Origin of the sequence: Skermania sp. ID1734, assembly GCF_007489285.1 — a bacterium.
Lineage (GTDB): Bacteria > Actinomycetota > Actinomycetes > Mycobacteriales > Mycobacteriaceae > ID1734.
This window is the reverse complement of record NZ_VLIY01000001.1, coordinates 387,900-403,573: the sequence shown is the minus strand read 5'-3', so window position 1 is coordinate 403,573 and position 15,674 is coordinate 387,900. Positions and strand designations below refer to the sequence as shown.

At 64.9% G+C, this 15,674-nt stretch carries 28 protein-coding genes; 26 read left to right on the top strand and 2 right to left on the bottom strand.

The features are described 5' to 3' along the window. From rplV to rpsQ, 5 genes are read left to right on the top strand one after another with little or no spacing between them, the layout of a single operon-like run. Positions 1 to 414, top strand: a complete 414-nt coding sequence (gene rplV, locus FOS14_RS01845) for a 50S ribosomal protein L22 (RefSeq protein ID WP_143768536.1) — start codon at positions 1 to 3, stop codon at positions 412 to 414. Further along, positions 415 to 1,212 (top strand): 30S ribosomal protein S3, encoded by a 798-nt coding sequence (rpsC, locus tag FOS14_RS01840; RefSeq protein ID WP_143768535.1) that lies wholly within the window; start codon positions 415 to 417, stop codon positions 1,210 to 1,212. It abuts the gene before it with no gap. Between the two features lie 4 nt (positions 1,213 to 1,216). Continuing rightward, positions 1,217 to 1,633, top strand: a complete 417-nt coding sequence (gene rplP, locus FOS14_RS01835) for a 50S ribosomal protein L16 (RefSeq protein ID WP_143768534.1) — start codon at positions 1,217 to 1,219, stop codon at positions 1,631 to 1,633. Next, positions 1,633 to 1,866 carry a 50S ribosomal protein L29 gene (gene rpmC / locus FOS14_RS01830; RefSeq protein WP_143768533.1) on the top strand — a complete coding sequence of 78 codons (234 nt, stop codon included), beginning with the start codon at positions 1,633 to 1,635 and terminating at the stop codon, positions 1,864 to 1,866. Before rplP ends, rpmC begins: the two co-directional genes overlap by 1 nt. Next, the gene (gene rpsQ / locus FOS14_RS01825) at positions 1,863 to 2,150 is read left to right on the top strand and encodes a 30S ribosomal protein S17 (RefSeq protein ID WP_143768532.1); all 288 of its coding nucleotides are present in this window, start codon (positions 1,863 to 1,865) and stop codon (positions 2,148 to 2,150) included. Before rpmC ends, rpsQ begins: the two co-directional genes overlap by 4 nt. 57 nt (positions 2,151 to 2,207) lie before the next feature. Here the strand turns inward: rpsQ and FOS14_RS01820 are convergent, their stop codons facing one another. Further along, positions 2,208 to 2,633 carry a hypothetical protein gene (locus FOS14_RS01820; RefSeq protein WP_143768531.1) on the bottom strand — a complete coding sequence of 142 codons (426 nt, stop codon included), beginning with the start codon at positions 2,631 to 2,633 and terminating at the stop codon, positions 2,208 to 2,210. A gap of 281 nt (positions 2,634 to 2,914) precedes the next feature. On the opposite strand from FOS14_RS01820, the gene rplN reads away from it, so the two are divergent. From rplN to map, 13 genes are all read left to right on the top strand, one after another. Continuing rightward, positions 2,915 to 3,283, top strand: a complete 369-nt coding sequence (rplN, locus tag FOS14_RS01815) for a 50S ribosomal protein L14 (protein WP_143768628.1) — start codon at positions 2,915 to 2,917, stop codon at positions 3,281 to 3,283. Between the two features lies 1 nt (position 3,284). Beyond that, a complete protein-coding gene (gene rplX, locus FOS14_RS01810) occupies positions 3,285 to 3,599 on the top strand; it encodes a 50S ribosomal protein L24 (RefSeq protein ID WP_143768530.1) in 315 nt (104 codons plus the stop codon). A 2-nt stretch (positions 3,600 to 3,601) separates the two neighbouring features. Next, positions 3,602 to 4,165 carry a 50S ribosomal protein L5 gene (rplE, locus tag FOS14_RS01805; RefSeq protein ID WP_143768529.1) on the top strand — a complete coding sequence of 188 codons (564 nt, stop codon included), beginning with the start codon at positions 3,602 to 3,604 and terminating at the stop codon, positions 4,163 to 4,165. Then, positions 4,165 to 4,350 (top strand): type Z 30S ribosomal protein S14, encoded by a 186-nt coding sequence (locus FOS14_RS01800; RefSeq protein WP_143768528.1) that lies wholly within the window; start codon positions 4,165 to 4,167, stop codon positions 4,348 to 4,350. Before rplE ends, FOS14_RS01800 begins: the two co-directional genes overlap by 1 nt. A 267-nt stretch (positions 4,351 to 4,617) precedes the next feature. Further along, a complete protein-coding gene (gene rpsH, locus FOS14_RS01795) occupies positions 4,618 to 5,016 on the top strand; it encodes a 30S ribosomal protein S8 (protein ID WP_143768527.1) in 399 nt (132 codons plus the stop codon). Between the two features lie 15 nt (positions 5,017 to 5,031). Further along, positions 5,032 to 5,571 (top strand): 50S ribosomal protein L6, encoded by a 540-nt coding sequence (rplF, locus tag FOS14_RS01790; protein ID WP_143768526.1) that lies wholly within the window; start codon positions 5,032 to 5,034, stop codon positions 5,569 to 5,571. Position 5,572: 1 nt separating this feature from the next. Further along, complete coding sequence (rplR, locus tag FOS14_RS01785; protein WP_143768525.1) at positions 5,573 to 5,980, top strand: 50S ribosomal protein L18; 408 nt, start codon at positions 5,573 to 5,575, stop codon at positions 5,978 to 5,980. 49 nt (positions 5,981 to 6,029) lie between these two features. After that, positions 6,030 to 6,680, top strand: a complete 651-nt coding sequence (rpsE, locus tag FOS14_RS01780) for a 30S ribosomal protein S5 (protein ID WP_143768524.1) — start codon at positions 6,030 to 6,032, stop codon at positions 6,678 to 6,680. A gap of 2 nt (positions 6,681 to 6,682) precedes the next feature. Next, entirely contained in the window at positions 6,683 to 6,865 is a 183-nt protein-coding gene (gene rpmD, locus FOS14_RS01775) for a 50S ribosomal protein L30 (protein ID WP_143768523.1), read from the top strand. Next, positions 6,862 to 7,305 carry a 50S ribosomal protein L15 gene (gene rplO / locus FOS14_RS01770; RefSeq protein ID WP_143768522.1) on the top strand — a complete coding sequence of 148 codons (444 nt, stop codon included), beginning with the start codon at positions 6,862 to 6,864 and terminating at the stop codon, positions 7,303 to 7,305. The genes rpmD and rplO overlap by 4 nt, the downstream gene beginning before the upstream one ends. 154 nt (positions 7,306 to 7,459) lie before the next feature. Beyond that, the gene (secY, locus tag FOS14_RS01765) at positions 7,460 to 8,782 is read left to right on the top strand and encodes a preprotein translocase subunit SecY (protein ID WP_143768521.1); all 1,323 of its coding nucleotides are present in this window, start codon (positions 7,460 to 7,462) and stop codon (positions 8,780 to 8,782) included. Further along, positions 8,779 to 9,324, top strand: coding sequence for an adenylate kinase (locus tag FOS14_RS01760; RefSeq protein WP_143768520.1), 546 nt, complete (start codon positions 8,779 to 8,781; stop codon positions 9,322 to 9,324). Before secY ends, FOS14_RS01760 begins: the two co-directional genes overlap by 4 nt. A 14-nt stretch (positions 9,325 to 9,338) precedes the next feature. Further along, the gene (gene map / locus FOS14_RS01755; protein ID WP_143768519.1) at positions 9,339 to 10,136 is read left to right on the top strand and encodes a type I methionyl aminopeptidase; all 798 of its coding nucleotides are present in this window, start codon (positions 9,339 to 9,341) and stop codon (positions 10,134 to 10,136) included. A gap of 1 nt (position 10,137) precedes the next feature. On the opposite strand, the gene dtd is transcribed toward map, so the two are convergent. After that, positions 10,138 to 10,569, bottom strand: coding sequence for a D-aminoacyl-tRNA deacylase (gene dtd / locus FOS14_RS01750; protein WP_143768518.1), 432 nt, complete (start codon positions 10,567 to 10,569; stop codon positions 10,138 to 10,140). A 144-nt stretch (positions 10,570 to 10,713) separates the two neighbouring features. Between dtd and infA the strand changes: the two genes are divergently transcribed. From infA to truA, 8 genes are all read left to right on the top strand, one after another. Further along, positions 10,714 to 10,935, top strand: a complete 222-nt coding sequence (gene infA / locus FOS14_RS01745; RefSeq protein WP_003418601.1) for a translation initiation factor IF-1 — start codon at positions 10,714 to 10,716, stop codon at positions 10,933 to 10,935. Between the two features lie 94 nt (positions 10,936 to 11,029). Next, entirely contained in the window at positions 11,030 to 11,143 is a 114-nt protein-coding gene (gene rpmJ / locus FOS14_RS01740) for a 50S ribosomal protein L36 (protein ID WP_018163500.1), read from the top strand. Positions 11,144 to 11,341: 198 nt separating this feature from the next. Continuing rightward, on the top strand, positions 11,342 to 11,719 hold the full coding sequence (gene rpsM / locus FOS14_RS01735) for a 30S ribosomal protein S13 (protein ID WP_143768517.1): 378 nt from the start codon (positions 11,342 to 11,344) through the stop codon (positions 11,717 to 11,719). A gap of 3 nt (positions 11,720 to 11,722) precedes the next feature. After that, complete coding sequence (gene rpsK / locus FOS14_RS01730) at positions 11,723 to 12,136, top strand: 30S ribosomal protein S11 (protein WP_143768516.1); 414 nt, start codon at positions 11,723 to 11,725, stop codon at positions 12,134 to 12,136. 21 nt (positions 12,137 to 12,157) lie between these two features. After that, a complete protein-coding gene (gene rpsD, locus FOS14_RS01725; RefSeq protein WP_143768515.1) occupies positions 12,158 to 12,763 on the top strand; it encodes a 30S ribosomal protein S4 in 606 nt (201 codons plus the stop codon). 104 nt (positions 12,764 to 12,867) lie between these two features. Then, complete coding sequence (locus tag FOS14_RS01720; RefSeq protein WP_143768514.1) at positions 12,868 to 13,920, top strand: DNA-directed RNA polymerase subunit alpha; 1,053 nt, start codon at positions 12,868 to 12,870, stop codon at positions 13,918 to 13,920. A 12-nt stretch (positions 13,921 to 13,932) separates the two neighbouring features. Beyond that, positions 13,933 to 14,760, top strand: a complete 828-nt coding sequence (rplQ, locus tag FOS14_RS01715; protein WP_143768513.1) for a 50S ribosomal protein L17 — start codon at positions 13,933 to 13,935, stop codon at positions 14,758 to 14,760. Then, the gene (gene truA, locus FOS14_RS01710; RefSeq protein WP_143768512.1) at positions 14,760 to 15,623 is read left to right on the top strand and encodes a tRNA pseudouridine(38-40) synthase TruA; all 864 of its coding nucleotides are present in this window, start codon (positions 14,760 to 14,762) and stop codon (positions 15,621 to 15,623) included. Before rplQ ends, truA begins: the two co-directional genes overlap by 1 nt. Positions 15,624 to 15,674 lie beyond the last annotated feature (51 nt).

Below are 15,674 nucleotides of genomic sequence, written 5' to 3'. Positions count from 1 at the left end.
ATGACTGCACCAGTTCAGAACCCGACCGCTCGGGCCACTGCCAAGCACGTGCGGGTGACGCCGATGAAGGCTCGCCGCGTCGTGGACATGGTCCGCGGCCGTTCGGTTGCCGACGCGCTCGCGATACTCAAGTTCGCGCCGCAGGCCGCCAGTGAGCCGGTCGCCAAGGTCGTCGCCAGCGCGGCGGCCAACGCCGAGAACAACCTCGGGCTGAACCCGGACACCCTGGTCATCTCGACGGCCTACGTCGACGAGGGCGCCACCCTGAAGCGGTTCCAACCGCGTGCCCAGGGCCGGGCATTCCGGATTCGCAAGCGCACCAGCCACATCACCATCGAGGTCGAGAGCGTGCCGAGCAAGGCCGGCAACGCTCGCAACCGTCGCGGTGGCGCCTCGAGCAAGGGAGCCAAATAAATGGGACAGAAGATCAACCCGCACGGCTTCCGCCTCGGTATCACCACCGACTGGAAGTCGCGCTGGTACGCGGACAAGCAGTACGCGGACTACGTGAAGGAAGACGTCGCGATCCGCAAGCTGTTGGCCAGCGGCATGGAGCGCGCCGGCATCGCCAAGGTGGAGATCGAGCGCACGCGCGACCGCGTCCGGGTGGACATCCACACCGCACGTCCGGGCATCGTCATCGGTCGCCGCGGCGCGGAGGCCGACCGTATTCGCGCCGACCTGGAGAAGCTGACCGGCAAGCAGGTGCAGCTGAACATCCTCGAGGTCAAGAACGCCGAGTCGGAGGCTCAGCTGGTGGCCCAGGGTGTGGCCGAGCAGCTGTCCAACCGTGTCGCGTTCCGTCGCGCCATGCGTAAGGCGATCCAGTCGGCCATGCGTCAGCCCAACGTCAAGGGCATCCGGGTGCAGTGCTCGGGCCGCCTCGGTGGCGCCGAAATGAGCCGCTCGGAGTTCTACCGCGAGGGTCGGGTGCCGCTGCACACGCTGCGCGCCGACATCGACTATGGGCTCTACGAGGCCAAGACCACCTTCGGCCGGATCGGCGTGAAGGTCTGGATCTACAAGGGCGACATCGTCGGTGGCAAGCGCGAGCTCGCCGCCGCTGCCGCTCCGGCCGGTGACCGTCCGCGTCGCGAGCGGCCGAGCCGTCCGCGTCGCTCGGGTGCTTCGGGCACCACTGCGACCAGCACCGAGGCCGGGCGCGCTGCCACTGCGGTGGCCGAGGCTCCGGCAGAAACACAGGAGGGCTGAGACCATGCTGATGCCACGGCGGGTCAAGCACCGCAAGCAGCATCACCCCAGCCGTTCGGGCAACGCCAAGGGCGGTACGTCGGTCGCGTTCGGTGAGTACGGCATTCAGGCGCTCGAGCCGGCCTACATCACCAACCGGCAGATCGAGTCGGCTCGTATCGCCATGACCCGGCACATCAAGCGTGGCGGCAAGATCTGGATCAACATCTACCCGGATCGCCCGCTCACCAAGAAGCCCGCCGAAACCCGAATGGGTTCCGGTAAGGGTTCGCCGGAGTGGTGGATCGCCAACGTCAAGCCGGGTCGGGTCATGTTCGAGATGAGCTACCCGAACGAGGAAATCGCTCGCGAGGCGCTGCGCCGCGCGATGCACAAGCTGCCGTGCAAGTGCCGGATCGTGACCAGGGAGGAGCAGTTCTGATGGCTACCGGAACACCAGCCGCAGAGCTCCGCGAGCTCTCCGACGACGAGTTGGCGGCCAAGCTGCGCGAAAGCAAGGAAGAGCTGTTCAACCTGCGCTTCCAGATGGCGACCGGCCAGCTCGACAACAACCGTCGGTTGCGCGTCGTCCGGCACGAGATCGCGCGCATCTACACGGTCCTGCGCGAGCGCGAGCTAGGTCTTGCCACCGGGCCGGCGGGTGATGTCGCATGACTAGCAATGAGAAGGAAAGTGCAGTGACGCAGGAGCGCGGCAGCCGTAAGGTCCGGGTCGGATACGTGGTCTCGGACAAGATGAACAAGACCATCGTCGTCGAGCTCGAGGACCGGGTTAAGCACCCGCTCTACGGCAAGATCATCCGCACCACCACCAAGGTGAAGGCGCATGACGAGAATGAGATCGCCGGCATCGGTGATCGCGTTCAGCTGATGGAGACCCGTCCGCTGTCGGCCACCAAGCGCTGGCGGCTCGTGGAGATCCTGGAGAAGGCGAAGTAAAGCCCGAAACAAAATGACCCCCGCCCGAGCTGGCGGGGGTCATTTTCGTTTCGACGCTCAGTTGGGGTTCTGCAGCGTCGCCATGCCGACGAGTTCGTCCTGGCTGGCCTGCGACAGCTTCCAGGTGCCGCCGGCGTCGACCCAGGTGAGATTCACCGGGTAGTCGTAGTTCCCCAACCGGCTGTGCAATGTCGCATGCAGGGCGTCGCCGTCAACGGCGACCGGACCGGAAACGCTCCAGTTGTAGCCGGGGATCTGGCTGATCCGGTCACGGACCACGTTGAGCGCGGCGGCGTCGCCCGATTCGAGTTCGTTCGCGTCGCCGTTCAGCGCCGACTGCAACTTAGCCTGCAACTCACCGGGTGATGGTGTGGCCGGTGCGGCGACCGCGGTCGGTGCTACGGCGACCGCGAAGCCGGCTGCGGTGAAGATCGCGGCAGCGGCCATCGGCGCGGCGGCCAGGCGGCGAATTCGGGTGGTCATCGATTACTCCCGTCGATTTTGGATAGGTGACCCTAAGTTAGCATAGCCTTCATTGGCGTTTTGTCGGGTTCGATTGACTCAGTCGATCATCGATTTGGTCTCCACCTGCGGCTTCGCCTACACTTGAGCGGTTGCCTGCGGGTGTATCGCCCGCAATCCGGCGGCGAACCCACTGCAATTGATCAAAGTTGCAGGCAGGCGCTTGTGCGGATGGCGGCACGGCCATGCCCGTCGGGTCGGTAATCCGGCGTGCATTACAGATCCAGGTCAAGGAGAAGGTAGTGATTCAGCAGGAGTCGCGGCTGCGCGTCGCCGACAACACGGGTGCCAAGGAGATTCTGTGCATCCGCGTTCTCGGTGGATCGTCGCGCCGCTACGCCGGAATCGGCGACATTATCGTCGCCACCGTCAAGGATGCGATCCCCGGTGGCAACGTGAAGAAGGGCGACGTGGTCAAGGCCGTCATCGTGCGGACCAAGAAGGAGCGCCGGCGTCCGGACGGTTCCTACATCCGTTTCGACGAGAACGCCGCGGTCATCATCAAGGCCGACCGTGACCCGCGTGGAACCCGCATCTTCGGCCCGGTCGGGCGCGAACTGCGCGACAAGCGCTTCATGAAGATCGTTTCGCTGGCCCCGGAGGTGCTCTGACATGAAGGTGCACAAGGGCGATACCGTGCTCGTCATCTCGGGTAAGGACAAGGGCGCCAAGGGCAAGGTCATTCAGGCCTACCCGAAGGACAACCGGGTGCTCGTCGAGGGCGTGAACCGGATCAAGAAGCACACCTCTGTTTCGGCGAACCAGCGGGGCGCGCAGTCGGGCGGCATCGTCACACAGGAAGCACCCATCGACGCTTCCAACGTGATGGTGATCGACTCCGACGGCAAGCCGACCCGCATCGGTTACCGCACCGACGAGAACGGCAAGCGAGTCCGTATCTCCCGTCGCAACGGGAAGGACATCTGAGCATGACTACCACTGAGAAGGTCCAGCCCCGCCTGAAGCTGCGCTACCGCAACGAAATTCGCGACGCGCTCAACAAAGAGTTCAACTACGCCAACGTGATGCAGATCCCGGGCGTGGTCAAGGTTGTCGTCAACATGGGTGTGGGCGACGCCGCACGCGACGCCAAGCTCATCAACGGCGCCGTCAGTGACCTGGCGCTGATCACCGGCCAGAAGCCGGAGATCCGCAAGGCCCGCAAGTCGATCGCGCAGTTCAAGCTGCGTGAGGGCATGCCGATCGGCGCCCGCGTCACGCTGCGCGGCGACCGGATGTGGGAGTTCCTCGACCGCCTCACGTCGATCGCGTTGCCGCGTATCCGTGACTTCCGCGGCCTTTCGCCGAAGCAGTTCGACGGCAACGGCAACTACACCTTCGGTCTCAACGAACAGTCGATGTTCCACGAGATCGACGTCGACAAGATCGACCGGCCGCGCGGTATGGACATCACCGTCGTGACCACCGCGACCAACGACGACGAAGGTCGTGCCCTGCTCCGTCACCTCGGCTTCCCGTTCAAGGAGAACTGATGGCCAAGAAAGCACTGATCAACAAGGCCGCGAAGAAGCCGAAGTTCGCGGTGCGTGCCTACACCCGCTGCCAGCGTTGCGGCCGGCCGCACGCCGTATACCGCAAGTTCGGCCTGTGCCGCGTGTGCCTGCGCGAAATGGCGCACCGCGGCGAACTGCCGGGCGTGCACAAGAGCTCCTGGTAATTCGTTACCTGTTACCGAACGGGTGGTTAGCGGACCGTCGCCGAGGCGCGGACCGCTAACCACCCGTTCGTCGTCAGGCTTCGATTTGGCCGCGGCCACGACGTTGCCTACACTTGAGCGGTTGCCCGGGCACAGCTATGCCCGGCGACGCGAACTCATTCCGTCCGGCAAGAGCCGGGGCGGACCAGCCGAATTGCTGTAGGCCCACGATCGCGCGTGCGCGGTGTTGCATGGGAACCGCAGCGAGAAAGGTGTCGAGGTCGAACCATGACCATGACCGATCCGATCGCAGACTTTCTGACACGTCTGCGCAACGCCAACTCGGCGTACCACGATCAGGTGAAGCTGCCGCACAGCAAGATCAAGGCGAACATCGCCGAGATCCTCAAGCGTGAGGGCTACATCGCCGACTACCGCACCGAAGACGCCGAAGTGGGCAAGACCCTCATCGTCGACCTGAAGTACGGCCCGAGCCGCGAGCGCAGCCTCGCCGGCGTGCGCCGCGTTTCCAAGCCGGGTCTGCGGGTGTACGCAAAGTCGACCAACCTGCCCAAGGTCCTCGGCGGCCTCGGCGTGGCGATCATCTCCACGTCGTCCGGCCTGCTGACGGATCGCCAGGCGGCCAAGCAAGGTGTAGGCGGGGAAGTCCTCGCCTACGTCTGGTAAGGGAGGTCAGCAGACATGTCGCGTATTGGTAAGCACCCCGTGCCGGTTCCGTCCGGCGTCGACGTCACCATCGACGGCCAGGACGTCAAGGTGAAGGGCCCGAAGGGCGAGCTGAGCCTCACCGTCGCCGAGCCCATCAGCGTCGCCCGCAACGACGACGGCGCCATCGCCGTGACCCGGCCGAACGACGAGCGCCGCAGCCGCGCCCTGCACGGCCTGCACCGCACCCTGGTCGCCAACATGATCACCGGCGTCACCCAGGGCTACACCACCAAGATGGAAATCTTCGGCGTTGGTTACCGCGTCGCCCTCAAGGGCACGACGCTGGAATTCGCGCTCGGTTACAGCCACCCGGTGCCGATCGAGGCGCCCGAGGGCATCACCTTCGCCGTCGAGTCGCCGACCAAGTTCTCGGTCTCGGGCATCGACAAGCAGAAGGTCGGCCAGATTTCCGCGAACATCCGCCGGCTGCGCCGCCCGGACCCGTACAAGGGCAAGGGCATTCGCTACGCGGGCGAGCAGGTCCGCCGCAAGGTCGGAAAGACGGGTAAGTGATATGAGCCAGACGGAAAACCAGAAGGCCAAGCGGATCCCGCTGGGCAAGGACGCTTCCACCACTCGGCGGCTGTCGAAGACCCGTCGGCACCTGCGCCTGCGCAAGAAGATCTCCGGCACCCCGGAGCGGCCGCGGCTGGTGGTCAACCGGTCCTCGCGCCACATCCACGTGCAGCTCGTCGACGACACCAAAGGCCACACGCTGGCCGCCGCGTCGACCATCGAGGCCGACCTGCGCAACGCCGAGGGCGACAAGAAGGCGCTCAGCGCCAAGGTCGGCCAGCTCATTGCCGAGCGGGCCAAGGCTGCCGGTATCGACACTGTGGTCTTCGACCACGGTGGTCACGGCTACCACGGCCGCATCGCCGCGCTCGCCGACGCCGCACGCGAAGGTGGGTTGAAGTTCTAATGCACAAGCACACCGATTGCACTAGCCCGAACAACGGAAGGAACGCCTGATGCCGGGACGTCAAAGGCGTGACGGTGGCAGCGGACCCGCCGGAGCGAACGGACCAAGCAACGAAGGCCGCGGTGACAACCGCGGCGGACGCGATCGGCGCGACGACCGCCGCGGCGGTCGCGACTCGGCCGAGAAGAGCAACCACCTCGAGCGCGTGGTCGCCATCAACCGTGTCTCCAAGGTCGTCAAGGGTGGTCGGCGCTTCAGCTTCACCGCCCTGGTGATCGTCGGTGACGGCAACGGCATGGTCGGTGTCGGCTACGGCAAGGCCAAGGAAGTTCCGGCCGCCATTCAGAAGGGCGTCGAAGAGGCCCGCAAGGGATTCTTCCGGGTCCCGATGATCGGCAGCACCATCACGCACCCGGTGCAGGGCGAGGCGGCCGCCGGCGTCGTCATGCTGCGCCCGGCCAGCCCGGGTACCGGTGTGATCGCCGGTGGCGCGGCGCGCGCCGTGCTCGAGTGCGCGGGCATCCACGACATCTTGTCCAAGTCGCTCGGTAGCGACAATGCGATCAACGTCGTGCACGCGACCGTCGCCGCGCTCAAGCAGCTGCAGCGTCCCGAAGAGGTGGCCGCTCGTCGTGGCCTGCCGATCGAGGACGTGGCTCCGGCCGGCATGCTGCGGGCCCGTGCAGGACAGGGGGCCTAATCATGGCGCAACTGAAAGTCACCCAGATCAAGTCCACGATCGGCACCAAGCAAAATCAGCGCGACAGCCTGCGGACCTTGGGCCTGCGGGGCATCCGCAAGTCGGTGATCCGTGAGGACAACGAGCAGAACCGCGGCCTGATCAACGCCGTGCGCCACCTCGTCACGGTGGAGGAAGTTAAATGACCATCAAGTTGCACCACCTGCGTCCCGCGCCGGGTGCCAAGACCGAGAAGACTCGGGTTGGTCGCGGTGAGGGTTCCAAGGGTAAGACCGCGGGTCGCGGTACCAAGGGCACCAAGGCCCGCAAGAACGTCCCGGCCGCCTTCGAGGGCGGGCAGATGCCGATTCACATGCGGCTGCCCAAGCTCAAGGGCTTCAACAACCCGTTCCGCACCGAGTACCAGGTGGTCAACGTCGGTGACATCGCGCGACTGTTCCCCGAAGGCGGGCAGATCGGCGTTGCCGACCTCGTCGCCAAGGGTGCCGTTCGCAAGAACGAGTTGGTGAAGGTGCTCGGCGAGGGTGAGATCTCGGTGGCCGCGCAGGTCACCGTCAACAAGTTCTCCGGCGCTGCCCGGGACAAGATCGTCGCCGCCGGCGGGACCGCTACCGAACTCGCATAGGACGTCGTTCTGCCGTCGCGCCGGGCATTTGGCGCGACGGCAGAACTGGTTCGGCCCACTGTTAGAGTTCTTTTCAGTTGCCTGCCCGAGAGGTGGCCACGTCAACGCCGCACCGCTGCAATGGGTGCGGCTGTGTTGAATGCCAGGAGGATTAGTGCTTTCCGCCTTCACGTCGGCCTTCAGGACCCCGGACTTGAGGCGGAAGATTCTCTTCACGCTGGGGTTGATCGCCCTGTACCGCTTCGGTGCCGCACTGCCGTCGCCCGGAGTCGACTACGGCAATGTCAAGAAGTGCATCGACCAGATTTCCGGCGGCGAGAATGCTGGCATTTACCAGCTGATCAACCTTTTCTCCGGTGGGGCGCTGCTGCATCTGTCGGTCTTCGCGATCGGGATCATGCCGTACATCACGGCGAGCATCATCATTCAGTTGCTTACCGTCGTCATTCCGCGCTTCGAGGAGTTGCAGAAGGAAGGCCAGTCCGGCCAAGCCAAGATGACGCAGTACACGCGTTATCTCTCCGTCGCGCTGTCGATTCTGCAAGCCACCGGCCTGATCGCCCTCGCCGCGCGCGGTCAGTTGTTGCAGGGCTGTCAGGAAGACATCATCGCTGATCAGAGCATCTTCGGCCTGATCACCATGGTGCTGGTGATGACCGCCGGAGCCGCGCTGGTGATGTGGTTCGGCGAGTTGATCACCGAACGCGGCATCGGCAATGGCATGTCGCTGCTGATCTTCGCCGGTATCGCCTCGCGCATTCCGTCGGAGGGCAAGAACATCCTTGACAGCCGCGGCGGATTGGTCTTCGGTCTCGTCTGTCTCGCGGCATTCCTGATCATCGTGGGCATCGTCTTCGTGGAGCAGGGTCAGCGCCGTATCCCGGTGCAGTACGCCAAGCGCATGGTTGGCCGCCGGATGTACGGCGGATCATCGACGTACCTGCCGCTGAAGGTCAACCAGGCCGGCGTTATTCCGGTGATTTTCGCCTCGTCGCTGCTGTATTTGCCCAATCTTGTCGCACAATTGACTTCGGCATCAACGGCGGCCAATCCGAGTTGGTGGCAGAAGATCATTCAGGAATACCTGGTCAACCCTGGTAATCCGGTTTACATTGCCATCTACTTCGGGCTGATCTTGTTCTTCACGTACTTCTACGTGGCGATCACGTTCAATCCAGAAGAGCGCGCCGACGAGATGAAGAAGTTCGGCGGATTCATTCCGGGCATCCGGCCCGGGCGCCCAACCGCGGATTACCTCAACTTCGTGTTGAGTCGGATCACGCTGCCGGGGTCGATCTACCTCGGCGTGGTCGCGGTACTGCCGAACCTGTTCCTCGACATCGGTGCCAACGGCGGGGTACAGAACCTGCCGTTCGGTGGCACCTCGGTGTTGATTTTGGTCAGCGTCGGCCTCGACACGATCAAGCAGATTGAAAGCCAGCTGATGCAGCGCAACTACGAAGGGTTCCTCAAGTGAGAATCGTTTTGCTCGGCCCACCCGGAGCCGGTAAAGGAACGCAGGCTGTCCTGCTGGCGCAGAAGCTCGGCGTTCCGCACATTTCGACCGGGGACCTGTTCCGGTACAACATCGGGGAACAGACCCCGCTGGGGATCGAGGCAAAGAAGTACCTCGACGCGGGCGACCTGGTGCCGAGCGAAATCACCAACAAGATGGTGAAGGAACGCGTTGCCGAACCCGACGCGGCCACCGGCTTCATCCTGGACGGCTTTCCGCGCACGGTCGGTCAGGCCGACGCGCTCGGTGAGATTCTCGAGGGCCTCGACGTCAAGCTCGACGCGGTGCTCCGTTTTGTCGTGGACGAGGACATCGTCGTGCAGCGGATGCTCTCGCGTGGTCGCGCCGACGACACCGAAGCCGTCATCCGCCACCGCCTCGAGGTCTACCACGCTGAGACCGAGCCGTTGCTCGACTACTACAGCGCCCTGGTCGTCACCGTGGACGGCTTCGGCGAGGTCGACGAAGTGAACGCTCGCGCGTTGCGGGCGCTCGGCCAGTAGGACACGAGACGACCATGGTGTTCGGCCGCAAGCGCAAGGTCGTTCCGTTCCGGACGCCGGGGGAGCTGGACGCGATGGCTGCGGCCGGCGCGGTTGTCGGTGCCGCCTTGGTCGCGGTTCGGGAAGCGGCGAAACCCGGCGTTTCCACGCTCGAACTCGACGCGATCGCCGAGCAGGTTATCCGCGACGCCGGTGCGGTTCCGTCGTTCAAGGGCTACCACGGCTTCACGGGTTCGATCTGCTCCTCGATCAACGAGCGGGTGGTGCACGGCATCCCGTCAGCGGAGGACGTCCTCGCCGACGGCGACCTGATCTCGATCGACTGCGGGGCCATTCTCGACGGTTGGCACGGTGACTCGGCGTGGACGTTCGGTGTCGGCACGGTGATCGAGGCCGACGAGCTGCTCAGCGAGGCGACCCGGCTGTCTATGGAAGCCGGGATCGCGGCCATGCTGCCGGGCAACCGGTTGACCGATGTGTCGTACGCGATCGAGCAGGGCACCCACGCGGCCGAGGAAGCGCACGGCCGCAAGTACGGCATCGTTGATGGCTACGGCGGGCACGGCATCGGCCAGGAAATGCACATGGACCCGTTCCTGCCCAACGAGGGTGCGCCCGGACGGGGTCCGGAATTGGTGGTGGGTTCGACGCTGGCGATCGAGCCGATGCTCACCCTCGGGTCAACGCGAACGAAGGTGCTCGCCGACGACTGGACGGTGGTCACCGTCGACGGCAGTCGGGCGGCGCACTGGGAACACACCGTGGCGGTGACCGAGGACGGCCCGCGAATCCTCACACCGCGGCCCAGCTGAGCTACAGCTCCAGCAGGACGGTCACCGGCCCGTCGTTGACCGACTCCACCTGCATGTGCGCCCCGAATATCCCGGTCTGTACATGTGCCCCCAGGCCGCGCAGCGCGTCGGCAAACGATTCGACGAGTGGTTCGGCGACAGCGGCCGGCGCGGCCGCATTCCAAGACGGTCGCCGTCCCTTCACGGTGTTGGCATAGAGGGTGAACTGGCTGACCACCAGAATCGGCGCGTCGACCTCACTGGCCGAGCGCTCGTCATCGAGAATGCGCAACTGCCACAGTTTGGCCGCCAGTCGCTGCGCGATCTCGCGGGTGTCGGAATGGGTGACGCCGACGAGGACGAGCAGTCCCTGCCCAGTTGGACGGATCTCGCCGGTCACCGTGCCGTCGACTGAAACGCTGGCGGAACTGACGCGTTGTACCAGTGCACGCATGGCCATCGATAGTGCCAGTTGCGGGGGAGCAGGTGGCCAATTGGCCCGATTGGCCAAATGCCGGTAAGCTAGATCGTCGGCGCACGCCACGCTGCAAAGGTTGCAACCACAGTTACCAGGCATCATGCCGGGATCGCGGAGGATATGGCAAAGAAGGACGGGGCCATCGAGGTCGAGGGACGCGTAGTCGAACCGTTGCCCAATGCGATGTTTCGTATTGAGCTCGAGAACGGCCACAAGGTCCTCGCTCACATCAGCGGAAAGATGCGGCAGCACTACATTCGCATCCTTCCCGAGGATCGGGTCGTCGTCGAACTTTCGCCTTACGACCTCTCCCGTGGTCGCATCGTTTACCGCTACAAGTAGCAGCGCCAAAACTTCCCCGGTCGGTTCCGACCGGGGATAGCTGTGTTCACGTGGGTCCACTCTGCGTGGACGTGATGAAAAGGATTGGAACGACGTGAAGGTCAACCCGAGCGTCAAGCCGATCTGCGAGAAGTGCAAGGTGATCCGCCGTAAGGGCCGGGTCATGGTGATCTGCGACAACCTGCGTCACAAGCAGCGTCAGGGCTGATCACCGGCTTTCTGCCTGGCACCGATGCCGATCGGTACGACACAACTGCAAAGAAGATCTCCCAGCGCCAAGCGCGCGGTGACGATCGGGCGACGAGCTCGAGCCGCGCGCACTACCCCCGGACCGGAGGCCGGGGCCCCACCAGAAGAGGGGACGGACTGGGAGCAGACCTCCGCAACGTAAAGGAATGCCTCGACAATGGCTCGTTTAATGGGCGTTGACCTCCCGCGCGAAAAGCGCATGGAGATCGCACTCACCTACATCTACGGCATCGGCCGTACCCGCTCCAAGGAGATCTTGGACGCCACCGGCGTCAGCCCGGACCTGCGCGCCAAGGACCTCGACGACGAGCAGCTGACCAAGCTGCGCGACTACATCGAAGGTTCCGAACTGAAGGTGGAAGGTGACCTGCGCCGCGAGGTGCAGGCCGATATCCGCCGCAAGATCGAGATCGGCTGCTACCAGGGCCTGCGTCACCGTCGTGGTCTGCCCGTCCGCGGCCAGCGCACCAAGACCAACGCGCGCACCCGCAAGGGACCGAAGAAGACCATCGCCGGCAAGAAGAAGGCCAGGTAATCCATGCCTCCCAAGTCACGTACCAGCGGTCCGAAGAAGACCCAGAAAGCTCGCCGGCGCGATAAGAAGAACATCCCGCACGGCCACGCGCACATCAAGAGCACGTTCAACAACACCATCGTTTCCATCACGGACCCCAACGGCAACGTCATCTCGTGGGCGTCGTCCGGGCACGTCGGCTTCAAGGGTTCGCGTAAGTCGACCCCGTTCGCCGCGCAGCTTGCTGCCGAGAACGCTGCCCGCAAGGCGCAGGAGCACGGCGTGAAGAAGGTTGACGTGTTCGTCAAGGGCCCAGGCTCCGGCCGGGAAACCGCGATCCGTTCGCTGCAGGCCGCCGGTCTCGAGGTCGGCACTATCTCCGATGTCACTCCGCAGCCGCACAACGGCTGCCGTCCGCCCAAGCGGCGCCGGGTCTAACGGGAAAGGAAGTAAAGACACATGGCTCGTTACACCGGTCCCGTTACGCGCAAGTCGCGTCGGCTTCGTGTTGACCTCGTCGGAGGCGATCAGGCCTTCGAGCGTCGCCCCTACCCGCCCGGCCAGCACGGTCGCGCGCGGATCAAGGAGAGCGAATACCTGCTGCAGCTGCAGGAGAAGCAGAAGGCTCGCTTCTCCTACGGCGTGATGGAAAAGCAGTTCCGCCGCTACTACGAGGAGGCCAACCGCCTCAAGGGTAAGACCGGCGAGAACCTGCTCCGATTGCTCGAGACCCGTCTCGACAACGTCGTCTACCGTGCCGGCCTGGCCCGCACCCGTCGCCAGGCCCGTCAGCTGGTCAGCCACGGCCACTTCCTGGTCAACGGCGTCAAGGTCGACGTGCCCAGCTACCGCGTCTCGCAGTACGACATCATCGACGTCAACGAGAAGTCGCTGCAAACCCTGCCGTTCCAGATCGCGCGCGAGACCCAGGGCGAGCGCCCGGTTCCCGGCTGGCTGCAGGTGATCCCCGGCCGGCTGCGCATCCTCGTGCACCAGTTGCCGGAACGCGCGCAGATCGATGTGCCGCTGCAGGAACAGCTGATCGTCGAGTACTACTCGAAGTAACTATCGCTTGTGCGTGAATTTTCACCGCCCGCGGTGAAAATTCACGCACAGGCCACCCAACGTGGGCGTCAAATAGCGGGCGCCCGTAGGAGGAAGAGAACACCATGCTGATTTCTCAGCGACCCACCTTGGCCGAAGAGGTTATCGCGGAAAACCGGTCCAGGTTCACCATCGAGCCGCTCGAGCCCGGCTTCGGCTACACGCTCGGCAACTCGCTGCGCCGCACGCTGCTGTCGTCCATCCCGGGCGCGGCGGTCACCAGCATCCGCATCGACGGGGTGCTGCACGAGTTCACCACTGTTGCGGGGGTCAAGGAAGACGTCACCGACATCATCCTGAACCTCAAGGGCCTGGTCGTCAGTTCCGAAGAGGACGAGCCGGTCACCATGTACGTGCGCAAGCAGGGCCCGGGCACCGTCACCGCCGGTGACATCGTGCCGCCTGCCGGGGTGACCGTGCACAACCCGGACATGCACATCGCGACCCTCAACGACCGCGGCAAGCTCGAGATCGAGCTCGTCGTGGAGCGTGGCCGCGGTTACGTGCCGGCCGTGCAGAACAAGGCCTCGGGCGCGGAGATCGGTCGCATTCCGGTCGACTCGATCTACTCGCCGGTGCTGAAGGTGACCTACAAGGTCGAGGCGACCCGCGTCGAGCAGCGCACCGACTTCGACAAGCTGATCCTGGACGTGGAGACCAAGAACTCCATCACCGCCCGCGACGCGCTGGCCTCGGCTGGTAAGACGCTGGTGGAACTGTTCGGGCTCGCGCGCGAACTGAATGTGGACGCCGAGGGCATCGAAATCGGTCCGTCGCCGGCCGAGGCCGACCACATCGCCTCGTTCAGCCTGCCGATCGAGGACCTCGACCTCACCGTGCGCTCGTACAACTGCCTCAAGCGCGAGGGCGTGCACACAGTTGGTGAACTGGTGGCCCGCACCGAATCGGACCTGCTCGACATCCGCAACTTCGGGCAGAAGTCCATCGACGAGGTCAAGGTCAAGCTGCACTCGCTGGGTCTGTCGCTCAAGGACAGCCCGGCCTCGTTCGACCCGACGACCGTCGCCGGATACGACGCCGCCACCGGCAGCTGGAGCGATGACGCCGGGTCGTTCAATGACCACGACCAGGACTACGCCGAGACTGAACAGCTCTAGGAGAAAACAGAAATGCCCAAGCCCACCAAGGGTCCCCGTCTCGGCGGGTCGGCTTCGCACCAGAAAGCGATCCTGGCCAACCTGGCCACGTCGCTGTTCGAGCACGGCCGGATCACCACCACGGAGACCAAGGCCAAGCGGCTGCGTCCGTACGCGGAGAAGCTGGTCACCCACGCCAAGGCCGGCACGTTGGCGCATCGGCGTGAGGTGATGAAGGTGATCCGCAACAAGGACGTCGTCCACACCTTGTTCGCGGAGATCGGTCCGTCCTTCGCTGACCGCGACGGCGGCTACACCCGCATCATCAAGACCGTTCCGCGTAAGGGCGACAACGCCCCGATGGCGATCATCGAGCTGGTTCGGGAGAAGACGGTTTCCTCGGAGGCCAGCCGCGCCACCCGCGCGGCAGCGTCGAAGAAGAAGGCCGCCGAACAGCCGACCAACGTGGTAGCGGAGGTCGAAGCGGAGGCCACCCCGGACGAGATTGCGAACGCTGACGCGGTTGCCGAGGGCGTGACTGAGGAGTCGAGCGCTCTGTCAGCCACCGAGCGCACCGAGTCGCCGAGCAAGGTTGTCGAGGCGACAGCCGAGGGCGTCGACGCGGTTGCCGACGCCGAGGCTACGGCTCCGGAAGGCAGCCACCCGGCGCTCGAGGACGGCTCTGAGCCGGAGGGTTTCCCGGTCAAGGGCAACGCCGACTCGAAGCTGTACCACTTGCCGGGCACCCGTTTCTACAACTCGACGGTTGCCGAGATTTGGTTCAAGGATGCCGAGGCGGCCGAGGCCGCTGGTTACCAGTTGCCGCCGTCGCAGCGTGAGACGGACGACGCCGCCGAGTAGTGAGCGCGCCACTATCGAACAGACCCGCCCCCGGAGTTCCGGACGGCGGGTCTGTTCGCTTACGCCTGGGTGTCGCCTATGACGGCACGGATTTCACGGGTTGGGCCCGCCAGCCGGGCCTGCGCACGGTCCAAGGTGTGCTCGAGGAGGCGTTGTCCACCGTGCTGCGCGAACCGGTGCAGCTGACCGTCGCCGGCCGGACCGACGCGGGCGTGCACGCCGAGGGACAGGTCGCGCATTTCGACGCTACGCAAGCGCCCGAGGACCTCGACAGGCTGTTGCGTCGGATGGCACGGTTCCTGCCCGCGGACGTGCGAATCACCGGGATCGAGCAAGCCCCGAAGGACTTCGACGCGCGGTTTTCCGCCCTGCGCCGGCACTACGTCTACCGGTTGAGCACCGCCCCGTACGGGGTGGACCCGTTGGCGGCCCGCAGCGTGGTGGCGGCGAAGCCGGGATTGGACGTTGCTGCGATGCAGGCGGCGTCGAGCAACCTGCTCGGACTGCATGACTTCGCCGCCTTCTGTCGGCGTCGTGACGGCGCCACCACGGTGCGGGAATTGCAGCGCTTCGAGTGGGAGCAGCGTGGCCACCGCCTGGATGCTTACGTTAGCGCCGATGCGTTCTGCTGGTCGATGGTGCGCAGTCTCGTGGGCGCGGTACTCGCAGTAGGGGAGGGGCGCCGTCCTGTCGCGTGGACCAGCGGTCTGCTCGCGCAACGCGAACGGTCGAGTGCGGTGACCGTAGCTCCGGCCCATGGCTTGAGCCTGATCCGAGTCGACTACCCGGAAGCGGATCAACTCGGGGCCCGAAACGCGCAGACCCGCGAGACCCGCGGGCCGATCGCGGATGGCTGTTGCTAGCGCGGGTGCACTCACCGCAACCTGACAGAATCTTTCCCATGCCCCCATCTC